This is a genomic window from Saccharopolyspora sp. 7B, from assembly GCF_020177435.1.
Taxonomy (GTDB): domain Bacteria; phylum Actinomycetota; class Actinomycetes; order Mycobacteriales; family Pseudonocardiaceae; genus Saccharopolyspora_C; species Saccharopolyspora_C gregorii.
In genome coordinates this window covers 22622-48630 of sequence record NZ_JAIUKC010000046.1, presented here as the reverse complement: position 1 = coordinate 48630, position 26009 = coordinate 22622, and the positions used below count along the sequence as shown (strand labels likewise).

The window sequence follows — 26009 nt, the reverse complement described above, 5'->3', positions numbered from 1 at the left end:
CCCGTCGGGACTACCAGGAAAGCCCCGCTTCCTTTGGGAAGCGGGGCTTTCCTTTGTTGGGGTTGTTGTTCTGGTGGGGTTGGGTTTCTCGGCCTCGGCCTCGGCCTCGGCCTCGGCCTCGGCCTCGGCCGTTGGCGGGTGGGTCGTGGTGGGGCGGTGGGGTCAGAGGCGGTTTTGGAGGCCTTCGGTGGCTGCTAGGAGGTCTTGGGCCCAGCGGGCTCCTGGCCTCCTGCCCATGCGGTCGATGGGGCCGGAGACCGAGATGGCCGCTACCACCGTGCCCTGGGAATCGCGGACGGGGGCCGAGACGCTGGCCACTCCGGACTCGCGCTCCGCGACGCTCTGCGCCCAGCCGCGGCGGCGGACCTCCAGCAGGGTGCGCTCGCCGAACACCGCCTCCGACAGGACCGCGCGCTGGGTGGCCGGATCCGCCCACGCCGCGAGGACCTTCGCGCCCGAACCCGCCACCATCGGCAACGTGCTCCCCACCGGCACCGTGTCCCGCAAGCCGCTCGGCGGCTCCGCCGAGGCGATGCACAGGCGCTGCATGCCGTCCCGGCGGTACAACTGCACGCTCTCGCCCGTGATGTCCCGCAATTTGGGCAGCACCGTCGAGGCCGCCTCCAGCAGCGGATCCACCGCGCCACCGGCCAGCTCCGCCAGCGCGGCGCCCGGCCGCCACCGGCCGTCCGAACCGCGGCGCAGCAGGCGGTGCACCTCCAGGCCCACCGCCAGCCGGTGCGCGGTCGCCCGCGGCAGGCCCGTCCGGCCGCACAACTCCGTCAAACCGCACGGCTCACCGGCCACCGCCTGCAGCACGGCCACTGCCTTGTCCAACACTCCGATACCGCTATGCTGTCCCACGTACCGATATTAACTTCTCGATATCTGAGAAGTCCACTCTTTGGGACAGTGCCCCGGAACCGGGGTGCGACCACCACATCTCGATGGGGAGGAGCGATGGGCAACACGCTCGCGGAGAAGGTCTGGGAAGGCCACATCGTGCGCCGAGGTGAAGGCCACGAACCCGACCTGCTCTACATCGACCTCCACCTCGTGCACGAAGTCACCAGCCCGCAGGCGTTCGAAGGGCTGCGGCTGGCAGGCCGCCCCGTCCGGCGGCCCGATCTCACGATCGCCACCGAGGACCACAACGTGCCCACCACCGGCATCGACCTGCCGATCGCGGACCCCGTCTCGCGCACCCAGGTGGACACCTTGCGGCGCAACTGCGAGGAGTTCGGCGTCCGCCTGCACCCGATGGGCGACGCGGAGCAGGGCATCGTGCACGTGGTGGGGCCGCAGCTGGGGCTCACCCAGCCCGGCACCACGGTGGTGTGCGGCGACAGCCACACCTCCACCCACGGCGCGTTCGGCGCGCTCGCGTTCGGCATCGGCACCTCCGAGGTGGAGCACGTCCTCGCCACCCAGACGCTGCCGCTGCGCCCGTTCAAGACGATGGCCGTCAACGTCGAGGGCACGCTGCGCCCCGGAGTCACGAGCAAGGACGTCATCCTCGCCGTCATCGCCAAGATCGGCACCGGCGGCGGGCAGGGCTACGTCCTGGAGTACCGCGGCGAAGCGATCCGGCAGCTGTCCATGGAAGCCCGCATGACGATCTGCAACATGTCGATCGAAGCGGGCGCCCGCGCCGGGATGATCGCCCCCGACGAGACGACCTTCGAATACCTCAAGGGACGCCCGCACGCGCCGGAAGGCGCCGACTGGGACGCCGCCGTCGAGTACTGGAAGACGCTGCGGACCGACGAGGGCGCCGAATTCGACGCCGAGGTCACCATCGACGCCGACGCGCTCACCCCGTTCGTCACCTGGGGCACCAACCCCGGGCAGGGCCTGCCGCTGGGGGAGCGGATCCCCGATCCCGCGGACATCGGCGACGACGCCGAGCGCTACGCCGTCGAGAAGGCGCTCGACTACATGGGCCTGGAAGGCGGCACTCCGCTGCGCGAAGTCGCCGTGGACACCGTCTTCCTCGGTTCCTGCACCAACGGCCGCATCGAGGACCTGCGGGCCGCAGCGGGCGTCCTGGACGGCCGCAAGGTCGCCCAGGACGTGCGGATGCTCGTCGTCCCCGGCTCGATGAAGGTCCGGCTGCAGGCCGAGACCGAAGGACTCGACGAGGTCTTCACCGCGGCCGGCGCCGAATGGCGTTCCGCGGGCTGCTCCATGTGCCTCGGCATGAATCCCGACCAGCTCGCTCCCGGGGAGCGCAGCGCCTCCACCTCCAACCGGAACTTCGAAGGGCGGCAGGGCAAGGGCGGGCGCACCCACCTGGTCTCCCCGCTGGTGGCGGCCGCGACCGCCGTCCGCGGCACCCTGTCCTCGCCCGAAGACCTCGACTGAGCCACCACGACCCGAAAGGAGCAACGTTCGATGGAACCGTTCACCGAGCACACCGGCGTCGGCGTTCCGCTGCGGCGGTCCAACGTGGACACTGACCAGATCATCCCCGCCGTGTACCTCAAACGGGTCGCGCGGACCGGGTTCGAGGACGCGTTGTTCGCCGGATGGCGCGGCGACGAGACCTTCGTGCTCAACAACGACGCGTACCGGAACGGCAGCGTGCTGGTCGCCGGGCCGGACTTCGGCACCGGATCGTCCCGCGAGCACGCCGTCTGGGCGCTCAAGGACTACGGCTTCCGGGTGGTCATCTCCTCCCGGTTCGCCGACATCTTCCGCGGCAACTCCGGCAAGCAGGGACTGCTCGCCGCCGAGTGCGCGCAGTCCGATGTGGAACTGCTCTGGAAGTTGCTGGAGAACGAACCCGGCACCGAGGTGACCGTCGACCTCGTCGAGCGGACCGTGCAGGCGAAGGACCTCACGGTGCCGTTCGGCATCGACGACTACACCCGCTGGCGGTTGCTGGAAGGCCTCGACGACATCGGTTTGACGCTGCGCCACGCCGAGACGATCGACACGTACGAAAAAACCCGGCCTTCCTTCAAACCCGCGACGCTGCCCGCCCGCGCGGGCTGATCGGCTCCGGCCGCGAACCGGATTCTCCTTTCTGCGCAGGGAAGAACCGATTCGCGGCCGGTGTTCACAACCTCACCGGGAAACCGGCGCGACGAGCCCCGAGCCGCCGAAAGCCCCCACGCCCCAACGAAAAAATGGGGCGTGGCGAATGGCATTCGGCAGTTCGGGGCTTTACCGTGGGTTTCGAGTCGGCCCGACGGGGCCGTTGTTGTCCTGGGAGGGACTGAAGTGAACAAGGCCCAACTCATCGAGGCACTCGCGGAACGCCTCGGCGACAAGAAGACCGCCAGTCAGGCGGTGGAAGGCGTCGTGGACCTCATCGTCCGCAACGTCAACAAGGGCGAGAAGGTCAACATCACCGGCTTCGGCGTCTTCGAGAAGCGCGCACGTGCCGCCCGCACCGCGCGCAACCCGCGGACCGGCGAAGCCGTCAAGGTGAAGAAGACCAACGTCCCGGCCTTCCGCGCCGGCACCCAGTTCAAGGAAGTCGTCGGCGGCAGCCGGAAACTGCCCCGCGCGACCGCGGCGAAGTCGGCGGGCACCAAGTCCGCGGGCACCCGCGCCACCGCCACCAAGACCGCGGGCACCGGCCGGGCCGCGGCGAAGACCGCGAGCACCGCCACCAAGGCGCCCGCCACCAAGGCCGCCGGCACCAAGGCGAGCACCGCCAAGACGGCCGCCGCGACCAAGACCGCGCCGAAGAAGGCCGCCGCCACGCGGTCCAGCGCCAAGCCGGCCGCCACCAAGGCCGCGCCGAAGGCCGCCGCGGGCACCAAGGCCACCGCGGCCAAGTCCACCGGGACCAAGGCGCCCGCCGCGAAGGCGAGCACCGCCAAGACCGGTACCGCCGCCAAGGCCGCCCCCAAGAGCACGGCGACCAAGAGCACGGCCGCCAAGAGCACCGCCACCAAGGCGGCGCCGAAGAAGGCCACCGCCACCAAGGCCGCGCCGAAGGCCGCCGCGTCGAAGTCCACCGCCAAGTCCACCGCCTCGAAGACCTCGGCGGCCAAGACCGGCGGCCAGACCTCGACGGCCAAGGCCTCCACCGGCAAGACCACGCGCAAGACCGCCAAGAAGTGAGCGCTCGCCGCCTGAGCGAGCCGGACCACGGCGGGCACGGGTGGCGTTCACGCACACCGCGCGGCGTCATCCGCGCCAGGCGCGGCGGCGGAGCGGCGGGCGGCCCCGGTACCCGGTCCACGGGCGCCGCGGCCGTGCGCGAGCACTGCTCCGCGAGCATTCCGCGATGATCCCGGCACGATCGCCCAGCGCGATCGGGCCGGGACCCCCCCCGTTCCGGGGTGTTCCGCGGAATCCGCCCGAGCACCGGCGGAGCCGGTGTCCCGAGCGGTCGGGTGCCGCGAACTCCGAATCCCGGTGAACGGGTCCGCGGCCGGATGAACCAGCGGCCGGGCGGAACCGCGGAGCTCGGGCCAGCTGCCGAACGGGCCAGCTGCCGAACGGGTCGGCTGCCGAACGGGTCAGCGGCGTGACGGATCAGCGGCCGGACGGATCCGCCAAGTAGTCCGCCGACACCAGCCGCAGCCGCGGTCCCGAACCGTTGCCCGAGTGCGCGTCCCGGCTGAACCGCAACGTCCACACGCTGCCCTTGGCGCTCGCCGGATCGCCCCGCTCACCGCGGCCGGTGCTCCTGCTGCGCGAACCGTCGCGCAGCACCCCGTTCCGCACGATGGCACCCCGCGGCGCCGAGCCGCCCGGATCCGCGCCGTCCGGCCCGAGAACTCCCGTCCCCGAAGCCTCCGGCGCGGAACTCCCCGGCCCGAAGTTCTCCGGTGCGCGCTCGGCGGACCGCGCCAGCCGGGCCACCAGGTCCGGGATCACCCCGCCCTGGCTGCACACCACGGCCGTGCCGGAACCCGCCGCGATGCGCAGGAACCGGTGCACGGCGGTCTCCGGGTCGGCCTTGTAGCCCTCCTCGGACAGCAGCGGTTCCACAGCCACCTCGATGCCCAGGCCCGCGGCGACCGGCCGCACCGTCTCCTCGCAGCGCACCCGCGGCGCCGAGTACACCCGTTCCGGCCCGAACAGCGGCAGCCACGAGTGCAGCGCGTCCCGCTGCCTGCGGCCGGTGCCCGACAGCGGACGCAGCGCGTCGTCGCCGTCGAACTCCGCTCGTCGCCCGGCTTTCGCGTGCCGCACCAGCAACACCGTCACCGGATCGTCCGGCAGCGCCGCGAACTCGTCCAGCACCTGCCGGTCCTGCGGGTAGCTCAGCATCTCCCGGGCCTTCGGCAGCGCCACCCACACCAGCTCGTCGACCTCGTCGTTCGGCGCGAAATCGCCGTCCCCGGCGCGGGCCGTGAAGTAGTCCACCCGCTTGCCGGTGCGGCCGCCGGGCCCGGGCACCTCGTAGTGCACCCGGCCGAGGAAACCGGACAGCACGCAGCCGAACCCGGTCTCCTCCCGCACCTCCCGCACCGCGGCGTGCGCCGAGGTCTCGCCCGGGTCGAGCTTCCCCTTCGGCAGCGACCAATCGTCGTAGCGGGGGCGGTGCACCACGGCCACCTCGGGCGCCGCACCGGTGCCGGGCCGCCACAGCACCGCGCCCGCGGCGCGCACCGTCACCGGCAGCCTGCCGCTGCCGTTCGTCCGCCGCTCCGGTTCGTGCTGGGCCGTCATGACACCTTCGCCCCGTGCTGGCGCAGCATCTCCGCCTGGTGGTCCTGGACCTGCTCACCGCTGCGCGGCGAGGCCTCCCAATCGCCCTTCGCGTTGAGCACCCAGCAGCGCGTCTGCGCGTCCAGCGCCGAATCCATCATCGCGTCCAGCTGCTCGGTCAGCTTCGGGTCCACCACCCGCACCTGCGTCTCGATCCGGCGGTCCAGGTTGCGGTGCATCATGTCCGCGCTGCCGATCCAGCGCTCGTCGATGCCGACGAAGTGGAACACCCTGGAGTGCTCCAGGAACCGGCCCAGGATCGAACGGACCTCGATGTTCTCGCTGAGGCCCGCCACCCCGGCCTGCAGCGCGCAGATGCCGCGCACCACGATCCGGATCGGCACGCCCGCCAGCGAAGCGCGGTACAGCGCGTCGATGATCTGCTCGTCGACCAGCGAGTTGACCTTCATCCGGATCCCGCACGGCAGGCCGGTGCGGGCGCGCGCCGCCTCCGCCTCGATGCGTTCCACGATGCCGAGCCGAATCCCGTGCGGGGACACCAGGATCCGCCGGTAGGTGCTGTGCCGGGCGTAGCCGGTGAGCACGTTGAACAGGTCCGTGAGGTCCGCGCCCACCTCCGGCGCCGCCGTCAGCAGCCCCAGGTCCTCGTAGGTGCGGGCCGTCTTCGGGTTGTAGTTGCCGGTGCCCAGGTGGCAGTAGCGGCGGATCGCCGAACCCTCCTGGCGCACCACTAGCGCCGTCTTGCAGTGCGTCTTGAGCCCCACCAGGCCGTACACCACGTGCACCCCGGCACGCTCCAGGGTGCGCGCCCACTTGATGTTCGCCTGCTCGTCGAACCGGGCCTTCAGCTCGACCAGCGCCACCACCTGCTTGCCGGCCTCCGCCGCGTCGATCAGCGCGTTCACTATCGGCGAGTCACCGGAGGTGCGGTACAGGGTCTGCTTGATGGCCAGCACGTGCGGGTCGGCGGCGGCCTGCTCTATGAAGCGCTGCACCGAGGTGGAGAACGCGTCGTAGGGGTGGTGCACCAGCACGTCGCCCTCGCGCAGCGTCGCGAAGATGCTCTTCGGCGTCTGCCCCTCGGCGAACGCCGGGTGGGTGGCGGGCACGAACGGCGGGTTCTTCAACTCGGGGCGCTGCAGCTTGTCCAGCTGGAACAGGCAGGACAGGTCCAGCAGGCCCGGCACCTCCACCACGTCGTGCTCGTCGACCTCCAGCTCGCGCAGCAGCAGTTCGAGCATCGTGTCGCTCATCGTGTCGGTGACCTCCAGGCGCACCGGCGGGCCGAACCGGCGTCGCGCCAGCTCCCGCTCCATCGCCTGCAGCAGGTCCTCGTCGCGGTCCTCCTCCACCTCCAAGTCCGCGTTGCGCGTCACCCGGAAGATGTGGTGGTCGCTGATGTCCATGCCGGGGAACAACTTGTCCAGGTGCGCGGCGATGAGCTCCTCCAGGGGCAGGAACGTCGCCCGCTCCTGCTCCCGGTCCGCCTCCACCCGGATCAGCCGCGGCACGTTGTCCGGCACCTTCACCCTGGCGAAGCGGCGCAGGCCCTCCTCCGGGTCGCTGACGGTCACCGCGAGGTTCAGCGACAGCCCCGAGATGTACGGGAACGGGTGCGCCGGGTCCACCGCGAGCGGGGTGAGCACCGGGAAGATGTGGTCGTCGAAGTACCGGCCCAGCACCTGCTGCTCGGCTTCGGCGAGCATGTTCCAGCGCTGGATGCGGATGCCGTTGGCCTCCAGCTCCGGCAGCAGCTCGTCGAGGAACGTGCGGCCCAGCTTCTTCGTCAGCTCCTGGTTCCGCGCCGAGATCCGGGTCAGCTGCTCGTGCGGGGTGAGCCCGTCCGCGCTGCGCACCGACAGGCCGGTCTCCTCCCGGCGCTTCAGGCCGGCGACGCGCACCATGTAGAACTCGTCCAGGTTGGACGCGAAGATCGCGAGGAACTTGGCGCGCTCCAGGACCGGCTGCGAGGGGTCCTCGGCGACGGCCAGCACCCGGGCGTTGAAGTCCAGCCAGGACAGCTCGCGGTTCAGGTAGCGGTCGTCGGGCAGGTCGGTGCTGGCGGCCGCGCGGGTCACCGCGGGGGGAGCGGCCGGTACCCGGGCACCGTCACCGCCGATCGCGGTCTTCGCCGCGGTGCGGACGGGCGGCGGCGCGGTGGGTTCCGCGGCGGCCCGGCGCGCGGTGGCGCCGGTGCCTGCGGTCGTCCCCGCCGCGGACTTCGCGGTCCTGGTGGTCGCGGTGCGGCCCGTGGTGCGGGATCCGGTGGTGGGCGCGGTCTTCGCCGCGGCGGTCTTGCGCCTGGTCGCCGCCCCGCCCGAGGTCGCCGTCCCGCTCGATCCGGCCGTCCCGCTCGATCCGGCGGTTCCGCCCGAGCCGGTCGACTTCGCCCCGGCCCGCGGCGCGGCACCGGACCTGCTCGTGGACCCGGTGGCCCGCTTCTTCGCGGTCGTGGACTTCGCGGTGGACCGCGAGCCGGTCGTCCCGGACTTCGCCGCGGTCCGGCGCTGCGCACCCGGTGCGGTCGCCTCCGACTCGACCGCACCGGCTCCGGCGGCGGGCGCCGCGGGGCCCGCCGAACCGGCCGACCCGCCCGTCGCGTCCGCACCGGACGCTCCCGGAACCGCCGTCCGGCTCCCGCGGCCGGACTTCGGCGCAGTCCGGCGAGCACCGGCGGACCCGGCGGTCGACGAGGTCCGGCGGCGCGCTGGTGGAGTGGTCTCGTGATCGCTGCTGTCGGTACTCACGGGGCCCATTCTCACCCATCCGGTCGCCGCGGTTCGACCTTTGTCGGCGGGAACACCACACAGGTCAGCGCGGGTGTCCGGCAGCCCCGGCCAGCCACGCCGAGGTGCGTTCCCCGAGCCCGATCCCCGTCGCCCGCCGCAGGTCCTCGGCGGTGTCCACATCGCAGCGCAGCGACTCCCAGCCGCCGTCCAGCCGCCGCGCACCGGACGCCTCGTGCGCCGCGGCCGACCCCGGCCCGAACCGCGGATCGAGCGCACCGTCCACCCCGGCCAGCAGCAGCGTCGTCCCGGTCCCCAGGTGATCGGCGCAGAAGGCGCGGTGCGGTCCGGCGAGCTCCAGCGCCGCGGCCAGCTCCGCCGGGCGCAGCGCGGGCAGGTCCGCCTGCAACGCGCCGACCCGCGCCCCGCGCCGCCGCAGCAGCCGCGCGCCGTGCTCCAGCGCCGGGTTCAGGCCCGCCGCCGGATCGTCCGGCACCACCTCGACGCCCACCGCCGCGAACGACCCGGCCAGCAGCGGGTCCGAGGTCACCACCAGCACCTCCCGCACGCCCCGGGTGCGGCGCGCGGCGTCCACCGCGTCGTGCGCGATCGCGCTGACCAGGTCCGCGTGCCGCTCGGCGGGCCGATCGCCGCGCAACCGCGACTTCGCCAGGTGCAGCGGCTTCATCGGCACCAGCAAGGACACTCCGAGGCTCATCCCGCCATCCTCCGCTCCGCCCGTCGATCTTCGAGTATGCCCGCCGCGACCGCACCGCTCGCCGGGCGAACGCGTGGGCCAGGTAACTTGACAGCCGCTCTTGAGAGCGAGAGGAGACGCGCGTGGTGGAACCGGCAAGCCTCAAACGGCCGCGCAAGCACACCAAGGAACGGCCGCCGACGGCGATGGGCCGGTTCTGGCTGCGGCTCGCCGCGATCGTGTTCTACCCGCTGACCGCGCTGCTCTCCCGAGTCCGGGTGCACGGGCTGGCGAACGTCCCCGCGACCGGCCCGGCGCTGCTGGTGCTCAACCACGTGTCCCACCTGGACCCGATCTACGACGCCGTCACCGTGCACCGCGCGGCGCGGATCCCGCGGTTCATGGCCAAGAACACGCTGTGGAACGTGCCCGTGCTGCGCAACGTCCTCACCGGCGTCGAGCAGATCCCCGTGTTCCGGCAGACCGCGGACGCGCGCAAGAGCCTGGAAGCCGCGCACGGCTCCCTCGAAGACGGCAAGATCGTGATCATCTACCCGGACGGGACGGTCACCAGGGACCCCGACGGCTGGCCGATGACGCCGAAGGCGGGCGTGGCCCGGCTCGCCCTGGAGCACGACGTGCCGATCGTGCCCGCCGCCCGCTGGGGCACCCGCGGCATCTACGACCACTACGCGAAGAAGTTCCGCCCGTTCCCGCGCAAGACCGTGCACGTGCGCATCGGCGAACCCCTCGACCTCGGCGAGTACCGGGGCCGTGCCGCCGACCCGCAGGTGCTGCGCGAGATCAGCGAGCTGGCCATGGGCCGGGTGCGCGACCTCCTCGGCGAGATCCGCGAGGAGCAGCCGCCCGCCGGCTTCTACTCCCCGGTGCGCCGCCGCGAACCCCGGAACGACGATGACCGGGCCTGAGCCCGCCGCGCAGCGGATCGCGGTGCTGGGCGCCGGGTCCTGGGGCACCACCTTCGCGAAGGTCCTCGCCGACGCGGGCAGCGACGTCGCGCTGTGGGCCCGCCGCGCCGAGATCGCCGAGCGGATCAACACCGAACACCACAACCCCGGCTACCTGCCGGGCGTGCCGCTGCCCGCATCGCTGCGCGCCACCGACGACGCGGCGGCGGCCATGCACGGGGCCGACGCCGTGGTGCTCGCGGTGCCCAGCCAGACGCTGCGGGAGAACCTGGCCGGCTGGCAGCCGCTGCTGCCGCCCGGCGCGACCCTGGTCAGCCTCGCCAAGGGCGTCGAGCTCAGCACCCTCAAGCGGATGAGCGAGGTCGTCGCCGAGGTCGCCGACGTGCCGATGGCGCAGGTCGCCGTGGTGTCCGGCCCGAACCTCGCCAAGGAGATCGCCGCCGAGCAGCCCACCGCCACCGTCGTCGCCTGCACCGACCACGACCGCGCGGTCGCGCTGCAGGCCGCCTGCTCCACCGGCTACTTCCGTCCCTACACCAACACCGACCTGGTGGGCATCGAACTCGCCGGGGCCTGCAAGAACGTGATGGCGCTGGCCTGCGGCATGGCCGCCGGGCTCGGGTTCGGGCACAACACGATGTCCTCGCTGATCACCCGCGGCCTCGCCGAGACGACGCGGCTGGGCGCGGCGCTCGGCGCGGAACCGATGACCTTCGCCGGGCTCGCCGGGCTCGGCGACCTGGTCGCCACCTGCACCTCGCCGCTGTCCCGGAACCGGACGTTCGGCGAACGCCTCGGCCGCGGCGAAACCCTGGAGCAGGCGCAGGACGCCACCCACGGGCAGGTCGCCGAAGGCGTCAAGTCCTGCTCGTCCATCCGGGCGCTCGCCGCCCGCCACGGCGTGGAGATGCCGATCACCGAGGTCGTGCACCGCGTCTGCCACGAAGGGCTCGCGCCCGCGCCCGGTGCCGCGATGCTGCTGGGGCGCGACCCGAAACCGGAGTGACCCTCCGCTCGACCGGCGGAGTTCGCGGACCTGCGGGGTTAGATTGCGACCGGCCGCCCGTTCGGGGCGGACGAGCGCGAGGAGGTCGGCAGTGGACGACGGCACCCGGTACGGCGACGGCACCCGCTGCGTGCACGGCGGGCACGGCGACCCGGAACCCGGGACACCGCTCGCGCCCGGCCCGGTGTTCGCCGCGCCCTACCACCTCGGCGACCCGGCGGCCGACTTCTACGGCCGCGCCGGGAACCCCACCTGGCGGGCGCTGGAGAGCGCCATCGGCGAGCTGGACGGCGGGGAGTGCGTGCTGCTGCCCTCCGGCATGGCCGCGATCAGCACCGTGCTGCGGGCGGTGCTGCGCGCCGGGGACGGGCTGCTGGTGCCCAGCGACGGCTACTACGCGACCCGGCAGTTCGTGCACGAGGAGCTCGCCGAGCTCTCGCTGCGCGTGCAGGAGATCCCCACCACCGGCCCGTGGCCGCCGGAGCTGTTCGACGGGGTGCGGCTGGTGCTGCTCGAAACCCCGTCCAACCCGGGCCTCGACGTCTGCGACGTCGCCGCGCTCGCCCGGCTCGCGCACCGGGCCGGCGCGCTGCTGGCGGTGGACAACACCACCGCGACGCCGCTCGGGCAGCGGCCCCTGGAACTCGGCGCCGACCTCGCGATCGCCAGCGACACCAAGGCCCTGACCGGGCACAGCGACGTGCTGCTCGGGCACGTCTCCACCGCCGACGCGGAGCTGGCGGCGCGGCTGCGGCGGGCCCGCACCCTCTCCGGTTCCATCCCCGGCCCCTTCGAGACCTGGCTGGCGCACCGCAGCCTCGGCACCCTCGACCTGCGGCTCGCCCGGCAGGCGTCGAACGCGGCCGCGCTGGTGGCGGCGCTGCGCGGGCACCCCGCGGTCACCGGGTTGCGCTGGCCGGGGCTGCCGGACGACCCGGCGCACGAGCTGGCGAGCGCGCAGATGCGGCGCTGGGGCGGGGTGTTCCGCTTCGAGCTCGCCGACGCCGACGCCGTCGCCGAGTTCGTCCGCCGCAGCGAGCTGGTCGTGGCCGCCACCAGCTTCGGCGGGCTGCACAGCACGGTGGACCGGCGCGCCCAGTGGGGCGATCCGGTGGCGCCGGGCTTCGTGCGGTTCTCCGCCGGGTGCGAGGACCCGGACGACCTCGTCGCCGACGTCCTCGCGGCGCTCTCCTGAGCCACCTCTTCCTGAGCCTCCTCGGAGTGATCACGCTCGGTGCCGCTTACCCGGTGGTGTGACGCGGGCGCAATCGGCTTGACGGGTTCCCTTCGGCGCTGGTTCACTACGCGGCGTGTTGCGAGCCATGACCGATGGACGAGGTCACATCGACCTGCGCCGGGTGGCGAGCGCGCTTTGTCTGCAGCGGTGATCGATCCCGCTGCCGTGGTGAGACCCGGACCCCGCGAGACCCGCTGAACCAGCTGCCTCCCGAAGAGGTCTGGACCGCGCCGTCCCCGAGACCGCGCCGCCACACCGCCCGATCCGCGACATCCACCGGAACGCCGCCCGCCCGGCGGCAGGTCCGGGCGGCCCGCCGATCGCGCGCCGGGACACGTCACCGCCACCACCCGGCCTCCGACCGCACGACCACCGAGGATTCCCCGTGTTCGCCGTACCCCCTGACACCATCGCCGCCGTCGCCGACCGCGCCATCGCGCACCCCGTGCGGATCGCCCGCGAACTCGCCGCCGACCGGCTCGGCTGGGCGCACCTGCTGCGCTACGACCCCGAACAGCGCTGGGCCGGACTGCTGGAACGCACCGCCACCCACGAGGCCTGGCTGCTGAGCTGGCTGCCCGGTCAGCGCACCGAACTGCACGACCACGGCGGTGCCGCCGGGGCGTTCACCCTCGTCTCCGGCAGCGTCACCGAACGCGTCGTGCGCAGCACGCCCACCGGACCCGTCGAGGAGTGGCACGCGCTGGAGACCGGGCAGTCCCGCGTGTTCGGCCCCGACCACGTGCACCAGGTGCGCAACGACGGGCCGGACCCCGCGGTCACCATCCACGTCTACCGCCCCGGCCGGACCCGGATGACGCCGTACTCGCTGCACCCGGTGGGCGGCCTCACCCGGCTCTGACCGGGGACGCCCGTCCCCGTGGCGGGCGCGCGGTGGCATCATCGGGAGGCCGAGCGGGAGGAATCCTGAGATGCCACATCCGGTGCCCGCGGCGAGGTCGCCGCTGCTGGAACCGGCCGTCGAACTGCGCCGCGACGACGCCCGTCCGCTGGCGGTGCAGCTGGCCGACGCGCTGCGCCGCGCCGCCGCGCTCGGCCAGCTCCGCGGGGGCGATCGGCTGCCCTCGACGCGCGCGCTGGCCCGGCACCTCGGCGTCAGCCGCACCGTCACCGCCGCCGCCTACGAACAGCTGCACGCCGAGGGCTGGATCGTCGGCAGGCACGGCTCCGGCACCTACGTCACCACCGCGCCGCCCGGAGCGCCCGGCACCCCGGCGGAGTTCGCGGCGGGGGTCGCGGGCCGCGGCGGCGCGGGGGCGGTGCGGCTGGTCCCGGGGATCCCGTGGACCGGCGGCATCGACCGCGCCGCCTGGCGCCGGGCGTGGCGCGCTGCCGCGGACCGCGAACCGGACGAGACCCGCCGGGTCGCCGGCGCCGACCAGTACCGGGACGCGGTGGTGGAGCACCTGCTGCGCCACCGCGGCATGACCACCGGCGGCCCGCACCTGGGCACCGTGATCGCCACCGGCGGCACCACCGCGGCCCTCGCGGAGCTGGCCGCGACCGCGCTCGGCCGCGGTGCCACCGTCGCCGTGGAGGAACCCGGCTACCAGCGCGCCGTGCAGACCCTGCTCGCCGCCGGGGCCCACGTGGTCCCCGCCCCGGTGGACCACGGCGGGATCGTGGTGGAGGCGATCCCGCGCGGTGTGCGCGCCGTCTACTGCTCCCCGGCGCACCAGTACCCGATCGGCGGCAGGCTGCCCGCGGAACGCCGCGTCGCGCTGGTGGAACGCGCGCGTGCGGAGGACTGGCTGATCGTGGAGGACGACTACGACGGGGAGCTGCGCTACGACGTGGCGCCGCTGCCCGTGCTGGCCGCGATGGCGCCGGACGTGGTGGTGCACCTGGGCACCACCAGCAAGATCCTCACCCCGACGCTCGGCGTCGGCTGGATGCTCGGTCCGGACCGGCTGGTCGCCGGGGTGCTGGAGCACCGCGAGCGCACCAGCACCGGGCCGGCCCCGGCCGGGCAGCGGGTGCTCGTCGAGTACGCCCGCAACGGTGATCTGGGGCGGCACCTGCGCAGGTTGCGCCGCGAGCTCTCGCAGCGGCGCGCGCTGGTCGTGGCCCGGTTGGCCGAGGCCGGGGTCGAGGTGTTCGGCGACGAGGCGGGCGCGCACGTGGTGCTGCCGCTGCCGTCCGCCGCGGCCGAGCAGCGCGTGGTGGAGCGGGGGAACGAGCACGGCATCGTGCTCGACGGGCTGCGCAGGCACCACCACGGACCGCAGCGCTGGACCGGGATCGCGCTCGGCTACGCCTCGTGTTCGCGCGCCGACCTGGAGCGATCGCTGGAACTGGTGGCCCGCTGGTGCGGCGAGGAGGCCGCTGGCGGCTCCCACGCGTGCGGGTAGGGTCCCGCGCATGACTGAGCGCAAGACCAGGGTGGCCGTCGTCTTCGGCGGACGGAGCACCGAGCACGGCGTTTCCTGCCTGTCCGCGGGCAGTGTCCTGAGCCACCTGGATCGGGAGCGCTTCGAGGTCGTCCCCGTCGGCATCACCCGCGAAGGCGCTTGGGTGCTGGGCACCTCGGACCCGGCGGAGCTGGCCATCCGCGACCGGCAGGCGCCGGAAGTGGCGCAGGGGACCGCGGTCGCGCTGCCCGGCGACCCGACGCGGCGGGACCTGATCCTGGTCGAGCCGGGCCGCGGCGGCGAGGTCCTGTCCGAAGTGGACGTCGTGTTCCCGGTGCTGCACGGGGCTTTCGGCGAGGACGGCACCATCCAGGGCCTGCTGGAGATGGCCGACGTGCCCTACGCCGGGCCGGGCGTGCTCTCCAGCGCGGTGTCGATGGACAAGGAGTACACCAAGAAGCTCTTGGCGGCGGAGGGCATCGAGGTCGGCACCTACGAGGTGCTGCGCCGCGACCAGTCCACTTTGGACGAAGCGCGCCGGGAGCGGATCGGGCTGCCCGCCTTCGTCAAGCCGGCCCGCGCCGGCTCCTCGCTCGGCATCACCAAGATCACGGACTGGGCCCAGCTGGACGACGCCGTCGCCGAGGCCCGCCGCACCGACCCCAAGGTGATCATCGAGAAGGCCGTCGTCGGCCGCGAGGTCGAGTGCGGCGTCCTCGAATTCCCCGACGGCCGCGTGGAAGCCTCGCTGCCCGCCGAACTCCGCGTCACCGGCGAGGCCGACTGGTACGACTTCGACTCCAAGTACCTCGACGACGTCACCGAGTTCGACATCCCCGCCAAGGTCGGCGACGACACGGTCGAGCAGCTGCGCGCCACCGCGATCACCGCGTTCCGGGCCCTGGAGTGCCAGGGCCTCGCCCGCGTGGACTTCTTCGTCGCCGAGGACGGCGGGCTCATCGTCAACGAGGTCAACACCATGCCCGGGTTCACCTCGATCTCGCTGTACCCGCGGATGTGGGCGCAGACCGGGGTGGACTACCCGACGCTGCTGACCACGCTCGTCGACACCGCGCGGGCCCGCGGCACGGGCCTGCGCTGAATCGCTTCTCCACTCCTGTTGCGAGGGAACCTCAGCTGTTCCCTCGCTGCGGGATCGATTTCACAGGTGGCTCCGCCACATGAGAAATCGCTGTCCTCGCGAGGAAACAGCTGAGAACCCGCTGCGGTGCCGGTTGCGTGCTGGGTCGTCGGCTCAGCGGCTTCGCCGCTGACAGGACACCGACACGACCCGCCGGGCAGGTTCAGAGGCAGGCAGTCAGCGGTTCCCTCGTTACGGGATCAGGGGAAGACCGGCTTCGCGGGCAGCGCCCGCAGCCGGTCCGACAGGTCCTGCACCGGACCGCTGCCCGAGTTCTCCGGGGCGGTCAGCGCCACGTACACCGGCCGGTCCACCGCCAGCCACGAGGTGTTCCCGGCCTCGGTGATCCGCAGCCACTGCACCCCGTTGATCTGCACCAGCGGCGAGGTCGGCGTCAGCTCGGCGGGCGCGGGCAGGCCGCAGCGCACCGTGATCGGGTCGTGCTCGGCGTCGCCCCACGCGACCGCGCCCGGCGGCACCGGGTCGGCCAGCTCGCGGCGCGGAACCCGGGCGTCGTCCACCGCCAGCTCGGCGGGCAGCTCCGCGAGCAGCTTCGCGCACTCCGGGCCCTCGGCTCCGGGGGAGGGGATGGGGGGCAGGGCCAGCGGACCGGTGCGGCGGGCCTGCTGCACCGCCTCCACCGCGTCCTGCTGGCGCTGCTCGGAGAACCGGGACACCAGCCCGAGCGAGATGACGCCCAGCGCCAGCAACCCGCTGAGCGCGAGCGCCGTGATCAGCACCGGGCGGGGGAACCTGGGATGTTCGTCGGCCACCCGGCCACTACAGCACGCGGGACCGGAATGCCCGGAAGCGGGCGCTCACAGGTGTACGACCGGACACGTCAGCGTCCGGGTGATGCCTTCCACGTTCTGGATGCCTGCGACGACCATCTTGCCCAGCTGGTCGACATTCTCGGCCTCGGCGCGCACGATCACGTCGTACGGACCTGTCACGTCCTCGGACGTGATCACGCCGGTGGAGCCGGAGATCTCGGCGGCGACGGCGGCGGCCTTGCCGACTTCGGTCTGGATGAGGATGTATGCCTGAACCACGGCGTGCCCCTTCGTCTCGGCCTGGTGCGCGGGGTAGGAAACTGGGAGAAAGCTACCCCATCGGGCCGAGCGGATGCTCAAGAAAGGGAGGTCTGACGTGGGTTCGGACACTTCGGCGCAGGACCAGACCGTGTCCGAGGCCGGTGAGTTCGGCCTCATCCAGCGGGTGACCTCCGGGCGGGCCCAGCCCGCCGCGACCCTGCTCGGTCCCGGTGACGACGCCGCGGTGCTCGCCGCACCGGACGGCCGGATCGTCGCCACCACCGATGTGCTGGTGGAACAGGTGCACTTCCGGCTGGCCTGGTCGACGCCGCACCAGGTGGGGCGCAAGGCCGTGGCGGTGAACCTCTCCGACGTGGCCGCGATGGGGGCGGTGCCGACCGGGCTGCTGGTGGGGCTCGGCTGCCCGCCGGACACCCCGACCTCGGTGGTCGACGAGCTCTCGGCGGGCATGTGGGAAGAAGCGCAGCGCGTCGGCGCCGGGCTCATCGGCGGGGACATGGTGACCGCGCCCGCGCTGACGATCTCCATCACGGCGCTGGGCGACCTGCAGGGCCGCACGCCGGTCACCCGCTCCGGGGCGTGCCCCGGCGACGTGGTGGCCGTGGCGGGGCGGCTCGGCTGGGCCGCCGCGGGACTGGCGGTGCTGGGGCGCGGGTTCCGCTCGCCGGTAGCGGTGGTCGGGGCGCAGCGGGTGCCGGAGCCGCCGTACGCGGCGGGTCCGCTGGCCGCGGACGCCGGCGCCACCTCGATGATCGACGTCTCGGACGGGTTGCTGGCCGACCTGGGGCACGTCGCGGCGGCCGCGCAGGTCGGCATCGACCTGCGCGACGAGCTGATCGAAGTGCCGCAGCGGTTGACCGAGGTCGCCTCGGCGCTGGGCGCGGACGCCCGGCACTGGGTGCTCACCGGCGGCGAGGACCACGCGCTGGTGGCGACCTTCCCGCCGGAGCAGGCGCTGCCCGAGGGCTGGCGCGCCGTCGGTGAAGTCGTGGAGGGCGAAGGGGTCACCGTGGACGGCGCGACCTACGAGGGCGCCGTCGGCTGGGAGCACTGGCGCTGACCACCTGAGCGGCTCCGGACGGCAGAAGGGCCCGCGGGGAGTTCCCGCCGGGCCTTCGCGCGCATCCGCTCAGCCGGTCGCCGGAGCGGAGGTGCCGGGTGAGTCGGCCTCCTCCATCAGCGGTTTCCGCGCCGTCTCCTTCATCAGCAGGATCGGGACCAGCGCGACCACCGCGGCCCCCATCAGGTAGAACGCCGGGAAGAACGAGTTCCCGGTGTAGGTCACCGCCCAGTCGTTGATCAGCGGCGCGGTACCGCCGAACGCCGCCGTGGACAGGTTGTAGCCGACGCTGAACGCCGCGTACCGCACCTTCGTCGGGAACATCGCGGGCAGCGTCGCCGCCAGCGGTCCGATCAGCTGCAGGTGACCCACGCCCAGCAGCGCCAGCCCCAGCATCGTGGTGAGCATCGTGCCCTGCGAGATCAGCAGGAAAGCCGGGTACGGCAGCACGATGAAGCAGATCGCCGCCGACAGGAACAGCGGCTTCCGCCCGATCCGGTCCGAGAGCGCGCCGACCGGCGTGATCGCCGCCATCATCAGCGCCACCACCAGGAGCAGCGGCACCAGCACCTCGTACTCCCGGCCCTCCGGGATCTGCAAGGTGTCGGTCAGGTAGCTCTCCATGTAGGTCAGGATCGTGTAGTTCGCGACGTTGATGAGCACCACGACGCCCATCAGGATCAGCAGCGGTCGCCAGTACTCGCGCACCAGGGACTTCAGCGGCGAACGGGCCAGGTTGTCGCTCTGCTCCAGGTTCTTGAACGCCGGCGTGTCCTCCAGCTTGGACCGCAGGTAGAGCCCGATCAGGCCGAGCGGTCCGGCCAGCAGGAACGGGATCCGCCAGCCCCAGGACTCCATCGACTCGGCGGGCAGGACGAGGATCAGGATCGTCGGCACCAGCGCGCCGAGACCGAATCCCGCGAGCGTGCCGAATTCGAGCCAGCTGCCGTAAAAACCGCGTTTCCGATTCGGTGCGTACTCGGCGATGTAGGTGGCCGCGCCACCGTATTCACCACCGGTCGAGAACCCTTGCACCATCCGGCACAACAACAGCAGAACGGGTGCGAGAAGTCCGATCGTGTCGTAGTTCGGCAGGCAGCCGAGGATGAATGTCGATCCGGACATCAGCAGGATCGTGATCGCCAGCACCTTTTGGCGTCCGATGCGGTCCCCCAGCGGACCGAAGAACATGCTCCCCAGGGGACGCAGCAGGAACGAGATCGCGAACACGCCGAATGCGGAGACCGTCTCCCACGGTCCGGGGAAGAACTGGTGGCCCACGTAGGCGGCGACGTAGGCGTACACGCCGAAGTCGTACCACTCCGTCGTGTTCCCGATTGCCGCGGCGCCGACCGCGCGCCGGAGCAGTGATCGCCGTTCCGGGGTGAGCTCTTCCGTTTCCTGTGCAGTCATGAGGGTGTGTGCCACCTCCGGGTCGTGCCGTCCACGGTGCGTGAACACGTTTGGAGTACTGGGGAACTTAGCCCAGCGGCTCCCTCCTGGCCACCAAAACGGCTACTTGTGTCCGTTTCGATAATTGTGGTCATGCCTAATGCATCACCTCGCAGTCGCTTTGTGCCCTGTGGTGGCCGAGGGGTTGGCCGAGGCCGAAACGCTGGTCACGGGCGGTTATGGAGATCTCGATCGTTCGGCCGGAGGAATGGCTCGCCCGGGGGTCGATGATGACGCGCCGCTGTGTGGGGCACAACACGTTGACGGCTCCGCGGTGCTGCCCGCCGGGGTGGCGGGAAGTGGATCGAGCGCGCTCGCTAGAGTGCGCGACCATGGCACGTCCGCTGCACGAGGTCGTCGAAGCCGGTTGGGCCGAGGCGCTGGAACCCGTCGCCGACCGGATCGCCGCGATGGGGGACTTCCTGCGCGCCGAGGTGGCCGCCGGACGGCAGTACCTGCCCGCGGGGGACGACGTGCTCCGCGCCTTCCGGCAGCCGTTCCGCGACGTGCGCGTCCTCATCGTCGGCCAGGACCCGTACCCGACGCCCGGGCACCCGGTCGGGCTCAGCTTCTCCGTGGCTCCCGGCGTGCGGCCGCCCAAGAGCCTGATCAACATCTTCCGGGAGTACTGCGACGACCTGGGCCATCCCACGCCCACCAGCGGCGACCTGACGCCGTGGACCGAGAACGGCGTGCTGCTGCTGAACCGGGCGCTGACCGTGCAGCCCGGCAAGTCGGCCTCGCACCGCGGCAAGGGCTGGGAGGCCGTCACCGACCAGGCGATCCGGGCGCTCGCCGCCCGCGAGCAGCCGATGGTCGCGATCCTCTGGGGCAACGACGCCCGCAGCACCCGGGAGCTGATGCCCGGCGTCGAGCGCATCGAATCGGTGCACCCGAGCCCGATGTCCGCCGACCGCGGCTTCTTCGGCACCCGGCCGTTCAGCCGGGCCAACGAGATCCTGCGGCGCGCGGGCGCCGAGCCTGTCGACTGGAAGCTGCCCTGACGGTCGCCGCACCCGGTCGCCGCACCGGCCGGTGGCGACGCGCTGTGACGACCTCCGTCGTGGCGACCCGCCGGGCCTGAGTTCGCGCGCGGGTCCCCGATCCCGCTCGGCGGCCCGCCCGCCGCGCTCGTCCGTCCCGCCCCACCAGCTCGAACGCATCGACGACGGTCCCCGCAGCCGCCCTGCGACAGGCGGCCGGACGTGCTCTCCCGTGCGCTCCGGATCAACGCACCGTGATCGGAACCGGCCGCCCCACCTCCCGTTTCGGCGGATGGCTTTCGCCCAGCGCCGGTCGTAGATTCGACCCTTGCGGTGGACTTGTGCTCGCCGACGGAAGAAGGCTCGTCATGGGTGCCGGCCCGGTCAGTGGAGGAGTCCTGGCGCGGCTGCGGCGCGGGGTGTGGCCCGGGGCCAACCCGCTGCGGCGCCGGACCGACCTGTTCGAACCCGTCGCGCTGCTCGTGCTCTCGGCGGCGGCGGTGGTGGTGCTGATCTGTTCGTTCGTCGCGTCCCAAGCCGTGCTGCGGGACCACTTGGGGCAGGTGAACGCCGAACGCGCCCAGCGCCACGAGGTCACCGCCCGCGTGCTCTCCGACGTGCCGGGGCAGGACTCCGCCGTCGTGCGGTCCGTCGCCGTCGGGTGGGGGCCCGAACCGCAGCGCGTGGCCGTCGTCGAAGTGCCCACCGGGACCCGGCTCGCCGACACCCTGCAGATCTGGGTCGACCCGCAGGGCCGGCCGGTGCCGCCGCCGCGCACCCGCTCCGAAGCCACCCAAGCGGCCGGGACCGCGGGGGCCGCCGTGCTGCTCGGCTCGGGCCTCGTGCTCGGCGGGCTGTTCGCCGCCGCGCGCTGGTACGTGGGCAGGCGGCGGTTGGCGGCGTGGGAGCAGGAGTGGGCGGAGATCGGTCCGCGCTGGCGGCACCACCACCCCTGAACCGGGGCCGGGCGCGCAAAAACCCCGGGACGTCGGTTCGTCCCGGGGTTCGCGCTAGCGGCAGGCGCTCAGCCGCGCGTGACCTTGCCCGCCTTCAGGCAGGAGGTGCACACGTTCATGCGCTTGCGCTGCGACAGACCGAACTTGGCGTGCACGGTCTGGATGTTCGGGTTCCACCGGCGACGGGTCTTCCGGTGGGAGTGCGAGACCGAGTTACCGAAGCCCGGACCCTTACTGCAGACGTCGCAGACGGCAGCCACGTCAGACACCCCTTAACTTTGCGTTCGACGTCCTCCCACGCCCGCGGCGGGGAAGCCTGAGTTCGGTTGCGGCGATGAGTCCACGCGAGCGCTGCCCGCTTGGGGATCCCGCCCGCTGAGCGGACCGGACCACGTACCGCTGGGCTTGCTGCTCGCCAGGAACCGGCGATCTCCTCCCGGCGCGGAGCCGGTTCGGACCTGCATGCCTTACGGGTGCCCTGGGTCATCGCCACCCGGGACCCGGTAAGCCTACCCCACGGCCCGAACGGCTCCGGCGGCCCCTGACATGCGGCGCAGCCGGGGGTGCGCGCGCCCGGCCGCGCCGGGGGCTCGGCGGCCGCGGGCGGTCCCGGCACCGCGTCGGGCGCGGGCCCCGCGCGGGACCGTTGGCCTAGGCTTCGCGATGTGGTGGGAAGTCCGAAGGCGCCGGAGTTCGGCGCGGAGGCGGCCCGGAGCTGGGCGCGGGAATCGGTGGCCGCGCTGGAGCGGGACCGGGCGGCGCTGGACCGGATCAACGTGTACCCGGTGGCCGACGGCGACACCGGGACGAACCTGCTGCACACCATGAGCTCGGCGCTGGCGGCGGTCGAAGGCGCTCCGGACGTGCTGGGCGACGTGCTGGGCGCGCTGGCCGCGGGCGCGGTCTCGGGGGCGCGCGGCAACTCCGGGATGCTGCTCTCGCAGGTCCTGCGGGGCGTGGCCGAGCAGCTGCGCGCGGCGACCTCGATGGACGGTGCCGCGCTGCGCGCCGCGCTGCACCAGGCGTCCGCGCTCGCCGCGGAGGCGATCGCGGAACCGGTGGACGGCACCATGCTCTCGGTGTTGCGCGCCGCCGCCGAGGGGACCGGCGACGCGGGCGACGAGCTGGGTGAGGTCGTGCGCGCCGCGACCGCGGCGGCGATCGAGGCGCTGGCGCGGACCCCCGGCCAGCTGCCCGCGCTGGCCGCCGCCGGGGTGGTCGACGCGGGTGGGCGCGGGCTGGTGGTGCTGCTGGACGCGCTGCACGCGGTGGTGCACGACGGGGTGCGCCTCGCCCCGGATCCGCCGGCGGGGGACGTCGCCGTTCCCGCCGAGCAGGGCGGCTACGCGTACGAGGTGATGTACCTGCTGGCCGGGGCCGAACCGGACGGGGTCGACCGGCTGCGCACCGCGCTCGGCGAGCTCGGCGACTGCGTGTCCGTGGTCGGGGACGGTGCGGGCGCGTGGGCGGTGCACGTGCACTGCGACGACATCGGCGGTGCGATCGAGGCGGGCGTCGAGACCGGCAGGCCCAGCCGGATCCGGGTGCAGCGCTTCGCCGACCAGGCGGTCGCCCACCCGGTGGGGCAGGCGGTGCTCGCCTGCGTGGCGGGGGACGCGCTCGCCGAGCTGTTCCGCGCGGAAGGGGCCGAGGTGCTGCCGCTGGGGGACGCGGACCCGCAGGTGTCCGACCTGGTCGCGGCGATCGAGCGGACCCGCGCCGCGCACGTGGTGCTGCTGCCCAACGAGGAGGGGCTGGGCGAGCGGGCCGAGCTGGCCGCGAAGCGCGCCGTGCGCGACGGCCGGGACGTCGTGGTGGTGCCGACCGCGTCCCCGGTGCAGGGCCTCGCCGCGCTGGCCGTGCACGACCCGGCCCGCCGCAGCGCCGACGACGCGGTGGTGATGGCGGAGGCCGCGGCCGCGACCCGGCGCGGGGAACTGCGCATCGCCGAGTCGGAAGCGCTGACCTGGGCGGGCCGCTGCGCTCCCGGCGACGTGCTGGGCCTGGTGGACGGCGAGGTCGTGCTGGTGGGCCGCGATTTCCCCGCGGTGGCACGGGATCTGGTGGACCGCATGCTGACCGCGGGCGGCGAGCTGGTGACGGTGCTGGTGGGCGATCGGGCGCCCGCGGCGGCGGCCGACCGGATCGTCGAGCACCTCGCCCGGCACCGCCCCGAGGTGGAGTGCGCCTGCTACCCGGCGGGCGCGCTGCCCGCCGCGCTGCTGCTGGGCGTGGAGTAGCCGGGCGGAGTTCTCCCCGCCGCGGCGGGAAAACGGGCAGCGGACACGGTGCGACGCGGTGGTCGCTCGGCGGACCGGTCCGCCCTCCGGACGTCCCCGTCCGATAACTTCGGAGCGGGTACGGCGGGGCACGGGCGACACGGGCAGGGCGGCATGACCACTTCGGAGACGGGGCTCGACCGGGTGCTGGGCGCGAAGACCGGGGAGGCGCTGGAATCCTCGCTCGGTCTGTCCACTGTGGGCGATCTGCTGCGGCACTACCCGCGCCGCTACGCCGAGCGCGGTGAGCTGACCGCGATCGCCGGGCTGGAGCTCGACGAGCACGTGACGGTGCTGGCGAAGGTGGACCGCGTCTCCAAGCGCAGCATGCGTTCCCGCCGCGGCACCATCGTGGAAGCCCGCATCACCGACGGGCACCGCTCGCTGACCTGCACGTTCTTCAACCAGGCGTGGCGGGAGCGGGAACTGCTGCCGGGGCGGCAGGGCATGTTCGCGGGCAAGGTCACCGCCTACCGCGGCTCGTTCCAGCTCTCCCACCCCGAGTACCAGCTGTTCGACTCGGACGACCCGGAGCGGGCCGGTTCGGCGGTGGAGGAGTTCGCGGGCGCGCTGATCCCCGTCTACCCGTCCGCGCAGGGGCTCCCGTCCTGGTCCATCGCCCGCTGCGTGCGCCAGGTGCTCGACACCTGGGACGGCGCGGACGATCCGCTGCCTGCGGAGCTGCGCGCCGAGCACCGCCTGCTGGGGCTGGAGACCGCGCTGCGCAAGATCCACCGGCCGAAGGACCACGCGGAGGTCGCCGCCGCGCAGAACCGGCTCAAGTGGGACGAGGCGCTGGCGGTGCAGCTGGTGCTGGCACGGCTGCGCGAATCGGCGCACGAGAACCCGGCCCCGGCGTGCCCGCGGCGCGAGGACGGGCTGCTCGCCGACTTCGACGGCAGGCTCCCGTTCCAGCTGACCGCCGGGCAGGCCGAGATCGGCACCGAGATCGCCGCCGACCTCGCCGCCGAGCAACCGATGAACCGGCTGGTGCAGGGGGAAGTGGGTTCCGGCAAGACCGTCGTCGCGTTGCGCGGCATGCTGCAGGTCGTCGACGCCGGACGGCAGGCCGCGATGCTCGCGCCCACCGAAGTGCTCGCCGCCCAGCACGCCCGGTCGCTCGCGGAACTGCTCGGCGACCTGAGCACCGCCGGGGAGCTCGGCGCGCCCGAGCGGGCCACCCGCATCACCCTGCTCACCGGTTCGCTGCCCGCCGCCGCGCGGAAGAAGGCGCTGCTGGAGGCCGCGTCCGGGGAGGCGGGCATCGTCGTCGGCACGCACGCGCTGATCCAGGACCGGGTGTCCTTCGCCGACCTCGGGCTCGTCGTGGTCGACGAGCAGCACCGCTTCGGCGTGGAGCAGCGGGACGCGCTGCGCGCCCGCGGCGGCACCGAATCCGCGCCGCACGTGCTGGTGATGACCGCGACGCCGATCCCGCGGACCGTCGCGATGACCGTGTACGGCGACCTGGAGACCTCCGCGCTGCGCGAACTGCCCAGCGGCCGCTCGCCGATCAGCACCAGCGTGGTCCCGGTGGCGGAGAAACCGGCGTGGCTGGACCGGGCGTGGCAGCGGATCCGGGAGGAGGTCGCCGCCGGGCACCAGGTGTACGTGGTGTGTCCGCGCATCGGCGACGACGAGCAGAACCCGCCGAAGAAGGGGAAGAAGAAGCCGAGCACCGACGACGGCGTGGAAGAACCCGAGGACGCGGGCGCGGGCACCGACGAGCGCCGCCCGCCGCTGGCGGTGCTCGACGTGGCCGAGCGGTTGAGCGGCGGGCCGCTGTCCGGGCTGCGGCTGGGCGTGCTGCACGGCAGGCTCGCCGCCGACGACAAGGACGCGGTGATGCAGGCGTTCGCCGCGGGCGAGCTGGACGTCCTGGTCGCCACCACCGTCGTCGAGGTCGGGGTGAACGTGCCGAACGCGACCGTCATGGTGATCATGGACGCGGACCGGTTCGGGGTCAGCCAGCTGCACCAGCTGCGCGGGCGCGTCGGCCGCGGCTCGGCCCCCGGGCTGTGCCTGCTGGTGAGCGAGGCGATGGCGGGCACCTCCACGCGGGACCGGCTGGACGCGGTCGCGTCCACCACGGACGGTTTCGAGTTGGCCCGGCTGGATCTGGAGCTGCGCCGCGAGGGTGATGTGCTCGGTGCCGCCCAGTCCGGTCGCCGTTCCGGGTTGAAGATGCTGTCGTTGCTGCGGGACGAGGATGTCATCGCCGAGGCCCGGGATGCCGCGCAGCGCTACGTCGCCGAGGACCCGTCGTTGCGCGCGCACCCGGGTCTGGCGCGGATGGTCGGCGAGGTCGTGGACGAGGGCCGCGCCGGATACCTGGAGAAGAGCTGACCCGCGCCACCCGGTGATCCCGGCCGCGGGGTGGTCCGATGGTGCTGCGGGGCGGTCCGGCGGCAGCGGCGGATCATGTTCCCGATCTTGCAGAAAAGGGAAAATCAAGGATATTTCTTTCCCGCAGGGCTTG

23 protein-coding genes are annotated in these 26009 nt (G+C 73.2%); 15 read left to right on the top strand and 8 right to left on the bottom strand.

Annotated elements, in window-relative coordinates; all coding sequences use genetic code 11:
- Positions 1 to 162 precede the first annotated feature (162 nt).
- Positions 163 to 864: an IclR family transcriptional regulator gene (locus LCD33_RS08930; RefSeq protein ID WP_224959247.1), complete on the bottom strand. Its 702-nt coding sequence runs from the start codon at positions 862 to 864 to the stop codon at positions 163 to 165.
- Between the two features lie 96 nt (positions 865 to 960).
- Here LCD33_RS08930 and leuC point away from each other — a divergent pair, with 96 nt between their 5' ends.
- The 3 genes from leuC (at position 961) to LCD33_RS08915 (ending at position 4077) form a co-directional block, all read left to right on the top strand.
- Complete coding sequence (leuC, locus tag LCD33_RS08925; protein ID WP_224959246.1) at positions 961 to 2364, top strand: 3-isopropylmalate dehydratase large subunit; 1404 nt, start codon at positions 961 to 963, stop codon at positions 2362 to 2364.
- 30 nt (positions 2365 to 2394) lie between these two features.
- On the top strand, positions 2395 to 2997 hold the full coding sequence (leuD, locus tag LCD33_RS08920; RefSeq protein ID WP_224959245.1) for a 3-isopropylmalate dehydratase small subunit: 603 nt from the start codon (positions 2395 to 2397) through the stop codon (positions 2995 to 2997).
- 228 nt (positions 2998 to 3225) lie between these two features.
- The gene (locus tag LCD33_RS08915) at positions 3226 to 4077 is read left to right on the top strand and encodes an HU family DNA-binding protein (RefSeq protein WP_224959244.1); all 852 of its coding nucleotides are present in this window, start codon (positions 3226 to 3228) and stop codon (positions 4075 to 4077) included.
- 417 nt (positions 4078 to 4494) lie between these two features.
- Here the strand turns inward: LCD33_RS08915 and LCD33_RS08910 are convergent, their stop codons facing one another.
- Positions 4495 to 5637, bottom strand: a complete 1143-nt coding sequence (locus LCD33_RS08910) for an NUDIX hydrolase (RefSeq protein ID WP_224959242.1) — start codon at positions 5635 to 5637, stop codon at positions 4495 to 4497.
- A complete protein-coding gene (locus LCD33_RS08905; protein ID WP_224967112.1) occupies positions 5634 to 7757 on the bottom strand; it encodes an RNA degradosome polyphosphate kinase in 2124 nt (707 codons plus the stop codon). The genes LCD33_RS08910 and LCD33_RS08905 overlap by 4 nt, the downstream gene beginning before the upstream one ends.
- Before the next feature lie 73 nt (positions 7758 to 7830).
- Here LCD33_RS08905 and LCD33_RS08900 point away from each other — a divergent pair, with 73 nt between their 5' ends.
- Positions 7831 to 8364 (top strand): hypothetical protein, encoded by a 534-nt coding sequence (locus tag LCD33_RS08900; RefSeq protein WP_224977715.1) that lies wholly within the window; start codon positions 7831 to 7833, stop codon positions 8362 to 8364.
- Positions 8365 to 8448: 84 nt separating this feature from the next.
- Here LCD33_RS08900 and cofC read toward each other — a convergent pair whose 3' ends face one another.
- The gene (gene cofC / locus LCD33_RS08895; protein WP_224959241.1) at positions 8449 to 9081 is read right to left on the bottom strand and encodes a 2-phospho-L-lactate guanylyltransferase; all 633 of its coding nucleotides are present in this window, start codon (positions 9079 to 9081) and stop codon (positions 8449 to 8451) included.
- A 122-nt stretch (positions 9082 to 9203) separates the two neighbouring features.
- On the opposite strand from cofC, the gene LCD33_RS08890 reads away from it, so the two are divergent.
- From LCD33_RS08890 to LCD33_RS08865, 6 genes are all read left to right on the top strand, one after another.
- Positions 9204 to 9989 carry a 1-acyl-sn-glycerol-3-phosphate acyltransferase gene (locus LCD33_RS08890; RefSeq protein WP_224967109.1) on the top strand — a complete coding sequence of 262 codons (786 nt, stop codon included), beginning with the start codon at positions 9204 to 9206 and terminating at the stop codon, positions 9987 to 9989.
- Positions 9976 to 10995, top strand: a complete 1020-nt coding sequence (locus LCD33_RS08885; RefSeq protein WP_224959239.1) for an NAD(P)H-dependent glycerol-3-phosphate dehydrogenase — start codon at positions 9976 to 9978, stop codon at positions 10993 to 10995. The genes LCD33_RS08890 and LCD33_RS08885 overlap by 14 nt, the downstream gene beginning before the upstream one ends.
- A 91-nt stretch (positions 10996 to 11086) precedes the next feature.
- Complete coding sequence (locus LCD33_RS08880) at positions 11087 to 12190, top strand: cystathionine gamma-lyase (RefSeq protein WP_224959238.1); 1104 nt, start codon at positions 11087 to 11089, stop codon at positions 12188 to 12190.
- A gap of 427 nt (positions 12191 to 12617) precedes the next feature.
- Positions 12618 to 13094, top strand: coding sequence for a cysteine dioxygenase family protein (locus LCD33_RS08875; RefSeq protein ID WP_224959237.1), 477 nt, complete (start codon positions 12618 to 12620; stop codon positions 13092 to 13094).
- A 70-nt stretch (positions 13095 to 13164) separates the two neighbouring features.
- Entirely contained in the window at positions 13165 to 14604 is a 1440-nt protein-coding gene (locus LCD33_RS08870; RefSeq protein ID WP_224977713.1) for a PLP-dependent aminotransferase family protein, read from the top strand.
- A 10-nt stretch (positions 14605 to 14614) separates the two neighbouring features.
- The gene (locus LCD33_RS08865) at positions 14615 to 15706 is read left to right on the top strand and encodes a D-alanine--D-alanine ligase family protein (RefSeq protein ID WP_224959236.1); all 1092 of its coding nucleotides are present in this window, start codon (positions 14615 to 14617) and stop codon (positions 15704 to 15706) included.
- Positions 15707 to 15945: 239 nt separating this feature from the next.
- Here the strand turns inward: LCD33_RS08865 and LCD33_RS08860 are convergent, their stop codons facing one another.
- Positions 15946 to 16485 carry a DUF3515 domain-containing protein gene (locus LCD33_RS08860; RefSeq protein WP_224977712.1) on the bottom strand — a complete coding sequence of 180 codons (540 nt, stop codon included), beginning with the start codon at positions 16483 to 16485 and terminating at the stop codon, positions 15946 to 15948.
- A gap of 78 nt (positions 16486 to 16563) precedes the next feature.
- Positions 16564 to 16797, bottom strand: coding sequence for an Lrp/AsnC ligand binding domain-containing protein (locus LCD33_RS08855; protein ID WP_184481871.1), 234 nt, complete (start codon positions 16795 to 16797; stop codon positions 16564 to 16566).
- A gap of 97 nt (positions 16798 to 16894) precedes the next feature.
- Between LCD33_RS08855 and LCD33_RS08850 the strand changes: the two genes are divergently transcribed.
- Entirely contained in the window at positions 16895 to 17860 is a 966-nt protein-coding gene (locus LCD33_RS08850; RefSeq protein WP_224959234.1) for a thiamine-phosphate kinase, read from the top strand.
- 69 nt (positions 17861 to 17929) lie between these two features.
- Here LCD33_RS08850 and LCD33_RS08845 read toward each other — a convergent pair whose 3' ends face one another.
- Positions 17930 to 19273 carry an MFS transporter gene (locus LCD33_RS08845; protein ID WP_224959232.1) on the bottom strand — a complete coding sequence of 448 codons (1344 nt, stop codon included), beginning with the start codon at positions 19271 to 19273 and terminating at the stop codon, positions 17930 to 17932.
- 371 nt (positions 19274 to 19644) lie between these two features.
- Between LCD33_RS08845 and LCD33_RS08840 the strand changes: the two genes are divergently transcribed.
- Positions 19645 to 20316, top strand: a complete 672-nt coding sequence (locus tag LCD33_RS08840) for a uracil-DNA glycosylase (RefSeq protein WP_224959230.1) — start codon at positions 19645 to 19647, stop codon at positions 20314 to 20316.
- Positions 20317 to 20663: 347 nt separating this feature from the next.
- Positions 20664 to 21251: a hypothetical protein gene (locus LCD33_RS08835; RefSeq protein ID WP_224959229.1), complete on the top strand. Its 588-nt coding sequence runs from the start codon at positions 20664 to 20666 to the stop codon at positions 21249 to 21251.
- A 68-nt stretch (positions 21252 to 21319) separates the two neighbouring features.
- Here LCD33_RS08835 and rpmB read toward each other — a convergent pair whose 3' ends face one another.
- Positions 21320 to 21511, bottom strand: coding sequence for a 50S ribosomal protein L28 (gene rpmB / locus LCD33_RS08830; RefSeq protein ID WP_224959228.1), 192 nt, complete (start codon positions 21509 to 21511; stop codon positions 21320 to 21322).
- Between the two features lie 405 nt (positions 21512 to 21916).
- On the opposite strand from rpmB, the gene LCD33_RS08825 reads away from it, so the two are divergent.
- Entirely contained in the window at positions 21917 to 23491 is a 1575-nt protein-coding gene (locus LCD33_RS08825; RefSeq protein ID WP_308011252.1) for a DAK2 domain-containing protein, read from the top strand.
- A gap of 153 nt (positions 23492 to 23644) precedes the next feature.
- Positions 23645 to 25876, top strand: a complete 2232-nt coding sequence (gene recG, locus LCD33_RS08820) for an ATP-dependent DNA helicase RecG (RefSeq protein ID WP_224959227.1) — start codon at positions 23645 to 23647, stop codon at positions 25874 to 25876.
- Positions 25877 to 26009 lie beyond the last annotated feature (133 nt).